The 5,040-nt window shown below is 69.1% G+C and carries 6 protein-coding genes; all 6 read right to left on the reverse strand.

Annotated features, from left to right (window positions below; translation table 11 throughout):
• A partial coding sequence (locus ACFQ36_RS20635) for an AAA family ATPase (protein ID WP_377017079.1) occupies positions 1–203 on the reverse strand: 203 nt, incomplete at its 3' end.
• On the reverse strand, positions 200–1,195 hold the full coding sequence (locus ACFQ36_RS20640) for an NAD kinase (protein ID WP_377017081.1): 996 nt from the start codon (positions 1,193–1,195) through the stop codon (positions 200–202). The genes ACFQ36_RS20640 and ACFQ36_RS20635, both read right to left, overlap by 4 nt.
• Before the next feature lie 63 nt (positions 1,196–1,258).
• Positions 1,259–2,065 carry a TlyA family RNA methyltransferase gene (locus ACFQ36_RS20645; RefSeq protein ID WP_377017083.1) on the reverse strand — a complete coding sequence of 269 codons (807 nt, stop codon included), beginning with the start codon at positions 2,063–2,065 and terminating at the stop codon, positions 1,259–1,261.
• Positions 2,066–2,071: 6 nt separating this feature from the next.
• Positions 2,072–2,245, reverse strand: a complete 174-nt coding sequence (locus tag ACFQ36_RS20650; RefSeq protein WP_377017085.1) for a hypothetical protein — start codon at positions 2,243–2,245, stop codon at positions 2,072–2,074.
• Between the two features lie 49 nt (positions 2,246–2,294).
• Positions 2,295–3,278 carry an HAD-IIA family hydrolase gene (locus ACFQ36_RS20655; protein ID WP_377017087.1) on the reverse strand — a complete coding sequence of 328 codons (984 nt, stop codon included), beginning with the start codon at positions 3,276–3,278 and terminating at the stop codon, positions 2,295–2,297.
• Positions 3,271–4,737: a hypothetical protein gene (locus ACFQ36_RS20660; RefSeq protein WP_377017089.1), complete on the reverse strand. Its 1,467-nt coding sequence runs from the start codon at positions 4,735–4,737 to the stop codon at positions 3,271–3,273. Before ACFQ36_RS20660 ends, ACFQ36_RS20655 begins: the two co-directional genes overlap by 8 nt.
• Between the last annotated feature and the right edge of the window lie 303 nt (positions 4,738–5,040).

Raw genomic sequence — 5,040 nt, forward strand, 5'->3', positions numbered from 1 at the left:
ACCACCGCCTCGGCGACGGCGGACGGAGCGCCGGTGCGCACGGCGCCGGCGTCGGACCGGGCCCCGAGCAGCAGCCCCAGCGCGCTGACCACCATGGTCTTGCCCGCGCCGGTCTCGCCGGTGACCACGGACAAACCCGGCCCCAACGGCAGCGTAGCCTCCGTGATGACCCCCAGGTTGCGGATCCGGATTTCCTCGATCATGGCCGTGTCTCCTCACGCGGCTGGATATGGTGCGGCTCCACCGTCTGGACCTGCGCCACCGGGATGGCAGGCAGCTCCGCTTCGGATCCTTTGACCGGCCCGCGCCAGCCGGTGGTCGGCAGCTCGAACTTGCGCACCAGGCGCTCGGCAAAGGGAGTCTGCCGGGTTCGGGCCAGGCGTACCGGCTGATCCGACTTGGTGACCTCCACCCGCGAACCGGGCGGCAGGTCCAGGCTCCTGCGGCCATCGCACCACAGCACGCCGTCGGCGTCGGTGCGGGCCAGGATCTCCAGGGCCATAACCGAGGTCGGGGCCACCACGAGCGGCTTGGCAAAGAGCGCGTGGGCGCTGATCGGCACCATCAGCAGCGCCTGGACCTCCGGCCACACCACCGGCCCGCCGGCAGAGAAGGCGTAGGCTGTGGAGCCCGTCGGGGTAGCCATCACCACCCCGTCGCAGCCAAAGGAGCTGATCGGCCGGGCGTCCACTTCGAGCACCACCTCGAGCATGCGCTGGCGGTCCGATTTCTCCACCGTCGCCTCGTTCAGGGCCCAGGTGTGCGCGATCTTCTGCTTGTCCAGCCACACCTGCACATCGATGGTCATCCGCTCTTCGACCGTGTACTCACGGCCTACCACCCAGTGCACGGTCTGGGCCAGGTCCGCCCGCTCGCTCTCGGCCAGGAACCCGACATGGCCCAGATTCACCCCAAGCAGGGGCACATCCGAACCCCGGACCAGCTCGGCCGCCCGCAGGATGGTTCCGTCCCCGCCCAGGACCATGCCCAGGTCCACCCCGTCCAAGTCCACATCGTGGTCCAGGACCTCGACGGGGGCCGCCACTCCGCCATACTCCCGGCGGATGTGCTCCATTTCCTGCCGTCGCATCACCGGCACCAGCCCGGCTGCCCGCAGCTGAAGGCAGGTTTCCTGCGCTGCGGCCATGGCGTCGCGCCGGCCGGTGTGGGTGAGAATTAGGATTCGCCTGCTCATGCGCTCACTTTCGATGGCTTGTGCCTGGTCGCCGCGGATGGTCTGCCATATTGCGGATAGTGCTCATCGCGGGTAGTGCCCCATCGCCTCCCGCACCTCGGCTTCCAGTTCAATACCGATCCTAGGCACCGGCTGCGACAACGGCACCTTGATCCACAGGAAGAACTCGACGTTGCCGTCCTGGCCGGGCAGCGGGCTGCGGGCCAGGCCCCTGACTTCCAGCCCGGTTCCGACGGCACTGCGCACCACCCGTTCCACCGCCCGCCGCCGCTCGGCCTCGGACGTAACGACGCCGGTGCTCGCAAGGTTTTCCCGGCCCACTTCGAATTGCGGCTTGACCATCAGAACCAGGTCGCCGCCTGGCAAGGTCGCCCGGCTGAGCGGCCCGATGACCAGCGTCAGCGAGATGAAGGACAGATCCGCCACAGTCAACGCGGCGGGCCCGCCAATGGCCGCGCTGTCGAGGTAGCGCACGTTCAGGCCCTCGAAGACATGTACCCGGGCATCGGCGCGCAGCTGCGGGACCAGCTGGCCGTGGCCGACGTCCACCGCTGCCACCTCGCGTGCTCCGGCACGCAGCAGCACGTCCGTGAAACCGCCGGTGGAAGCGCCGGCGTCGAGGCAGCGCAGCCCCTGCGGACGGATCTCCGGGAAGGCGGCCAACGCACCGGCGAGCTTGTGCCCGGCGCGGCTGACATAGTCCGGTCCGACGCTGGCCACCTGCAGTTGGTCGCCGGGTCCGACGGCGGCCGCGGGCTTCGTCAGCACGGTGCCCGCCCGGCTGACGAGCCCGTCCGCGATCAGTTTGGCTGCATGGGTGCGGGAGCGGGCGAGGCCGCGGGCCACGAGTTCCTGGTCAAGGCGTGGCATCGGCGCTTAGTCCGCTCCGGCGTCGAGCTCGGCCCGCAGGTCGTCGTGGATCTGCTCGTAGCGTGCCGCATGCTCAGCGGTGGCAAGCCCGGGCAGTTGCGCCAAGTCGGCGAGGATAGCGTCCACGCCGTCGTCCCCGGTCGGGCCCGGCAGGGCGGGCCAGGCCCCTGGCGTATCCATGCGTGCTGCTCCCTTCCGACTGTTTCCTCAACCAGTCTAGCGAGCGGGGTTACAACACCGACCGAGGACTGACCGCAATGTCCGCTTCCGGGTGGGCGTGCCACCAGGCGGCACAGGCACAGCGCCAGGTATCCAGGCTTTCGCGGCTGCCTGACAGCAGGAGCTTGCCATCCTCGACCGTGGCTGAGGAGTCCCCGCACCGGAAGGCTCCGCCGCCGTCGGCAACAACCTCCGGGTACGGCTGGTAGAGTCCGCGCAGGTCGGCAAGCAGGTACCGGGGACGCTCGGCCGCCCGGGCAGCCAGGATCGATTCCACGGTATCCACGCCGGTCAGGACTGCGGCCGTATCCATCCCGGCGTTGTTGCCGCCGAGGATATCCGTATCCAACCGGTCCCCAACCACCAGCGGACGCCTGGCGCCCAAGCTGGCGGCGGCGGCTTCGAACAGCGTTGCCTCGGGTTTGCCGGCAACCACGGGCACGGCCCCGGTGGAGGCCTGGACCGCTGCAACCAGTGCGCCGTTGCCGGGCGCTATGCCACGCGCCTGGGGAATGGTCATGTCCGTGTTGGTGGCCACCCAGAAGGCACCGCCGGCAATTGCGTAGGATGCCTCGGCAAGGTCCTTCCAGCCGATCGAGGGGTCGAAGCCTTGGATCACGGCGGCCGGCCCGTCGTTCGCTGACCGTACCGGCACCAGACCCTGGTCTTCCACCATCTCGGCAAGGAAATGGCTGCCGGTCACAAGGACCTTCGATCCGGCAGCCACATTCCGGGCCAGCAGCAGGGCGCCGGCCCAGGCGGAGCCAAAGACCTGCCCGGGCGCCGCAGGCGCGCCGAGGCTGCGCAGGTGGGCCGCCACGACCTCCGGTGAGCGCGAGGCGTTGTTGGTGATGTAGCCCAGTGCGGTCCCGGTTTCCGCCAGCTTGTCCAGCGCCTCGATGGCGCCGTCGATGGCACCGGGGCCGGCATAGACGACTCCGTCCAGGTCCGAAAGCAGTGCGTCGTACCCGGAGATCAGCGGGACGTCAGTCATCGCTGCCGGCAGCCTGCGTGGCCTCGTCCCGGACCGGCTCGCCGGCGTCCTCCGCTGCGGCTTCTCCGGTTACAGGTGCCTCGGCTACGGAATCCGCCGCCATGGCTTCCTCATCCGGTTCTTCCGTCGGCGTCCCGGTCGGTTCAGCGGGTGCAGCGGCAGCCTCGTCGGAGCCGCCCTCGGCTTCCACGGCGGACTCTTCATCGGATTCTTCGGCTGGCTCCGGCGAGGCGGTCTGCTCCGCCTCCCGGCCGCGGGGACGTTCGGGCTTGGATTCCTCGTCCTCCCCCAGGTCGATGATTTCGGGTTCGGCAAAGTCACCGACCCCCAGGGCGCTCTCGGCCATCAGCGCCTGGCGGCGCCACTGGGCGGCTTCCTCGTTTCGGCCGACTGCATCCAACGCATCCGCATAAGTGCGGAACAGCCGCGGGCTGAAGGAGAAAGCCCGGTTCATATCCAGCTGCGGGATCTCCAAGGCGGCAACGGCTGCGTCGAGTTCGCCCAGGTCGGAATGGGCACCGGAAGTCACGATGGCCAACTCGACCTTGCCTGCAGTGTCCAGTGTCTCGGCATCTTCGGACCGGGCCAGCTCCAGCGCGCGGTCCGGGCGGCCGAGGCCGCGCTCACAGTCCGCCATGATCGGCAGATGCTCGTTGGAACCGCTGATCCGACGGAAGGTACGGAGCTCGCGCAACGCTTCACCGAAGTTGCCGGCAGCATAGGCAGTGAGCCCGACCGCCTCACGGACCGGTGCCATCCGTCCGCCGCGGCGGCTGGCGGCAAGCGCATGCTGGAACGCCAGCTCCGGGTCCACATCCATCAGGCGGGCGGCCATGACCAAGTGCTTGGACACCCACTCGGCATTCTTGGATTCCAAGGTCTTCAACTGGGCACGCACCGCCCGGTCCAGCTCGGATCCGGTAACGTCCTCATCGATTTCAGGGGATCTCGGCCGATCCGCACGATTGGCGCTGCGTAGATCCCTCGCATTGTGCGGCCGCTCCGGGCGGGGCCGCTCCTCCCAACCACCACGACCCGCAGGCCTGTCGCCGTAGTCGCGGCGGGGCCGTTCTTCGAAGTCGCGCCGGTCCTCACGGCCGCCCTCGCGGCGGTCCGGACGGGGACGGTCACCGTACTCGCGGCGGGGCCGTTCTTCGAAGTCGCGGCGCGGGCCGCGCGACTCATAGCCGCGGTCCTCACGCGGACGGAAGCCCTGGCCACCGCGGTCCTCACGGCCGCCCTCGCGGCGGTCCGGACGGGGACGGTCACCGTACTCGCGGCGCGGACGCTCCTCAAAATCACGGCGGTCCTCACGGGGACGGTAACCCTGCCCGCCGCGCTCCGGCCCTGGCCGGCCCTCACGGGAACGATAGCCGCGCGGATCGCCGCCCGAGTTGTTCGTTCGCCGGTAGGCACCGCCCTTGTCGTCTCGTCCACCACGACCATGGAATTCAGCCATGCCGGAAGCTCCTTTCAGCGGGCCAGGCATCCCAGGTAGCTCCTGGGCCGTCAAACGCTATGAATTTGGGGATTTATTTGGAAGTCATCGCGCGGAAATCATTCCGTGCCACCGATCTATTCTAGTGCAGCGGCATCGCAGCGCGGACCGGAAGGGCTGTGACACCCCTGACCCGGCGTATACAGCAATGGCCCCGCCGTCGTTGGCGGGGCCTTTGCCCAAGGATTGTGCGGCGGTGTCCTGCTCTCCCACACCCTCCCGGGTGCAGTACCCTCGGCGCTGCGGGTCTTAGCTTCCGGGTTC

The organism is Arthrobacter sp. GCM10027362 (genome assembly GCF_042679445.1).
Classification (GTDB): Bacteria; Actinomycetota; Actinomycetes; order Actinomycetales; family Micrococcaceae; genus Crystallibacter.

Coding starts and splice junctions, on each gene's coding strand:
- ACFQ36_RS20640 (WP_377017081.1), bottom strand. CDS start 1,195: ATGAGCAGGCGAATCCTAATTCTCACCCACACCGGCCGGCGCGACGCC.
- ACFQ36_RS20645 (WP_377017083.1), bottom strand. CDS start 2,065: ATGCCACGCCTTGACCAGGAACTCGTGGCCCGCGGCCTCGCCCGCTCC.
- ACFQ36_RS20650 (WP_377017085.1), bottom strand. CDS start 2,245: ATGGATACGCCAGGGGCCTGGCCCGCCCTGCCGGGCCCGACCGGGGAC.
- ACFQ36_RS20655 (WP_377017087.1), bottom strand. CDS start 3,278: ATGACTGACGTCCCGCTGATCTCCGGGTACGACGCACTGCTTTCGGAC.
- ACFQ36_RS20660 (WP_377017089.1), bottom strand. CDS start 4,737: ATGGCTGAATTCCATGGTCGTGGTGGACGAGACGACAAGGGCGGTGCC.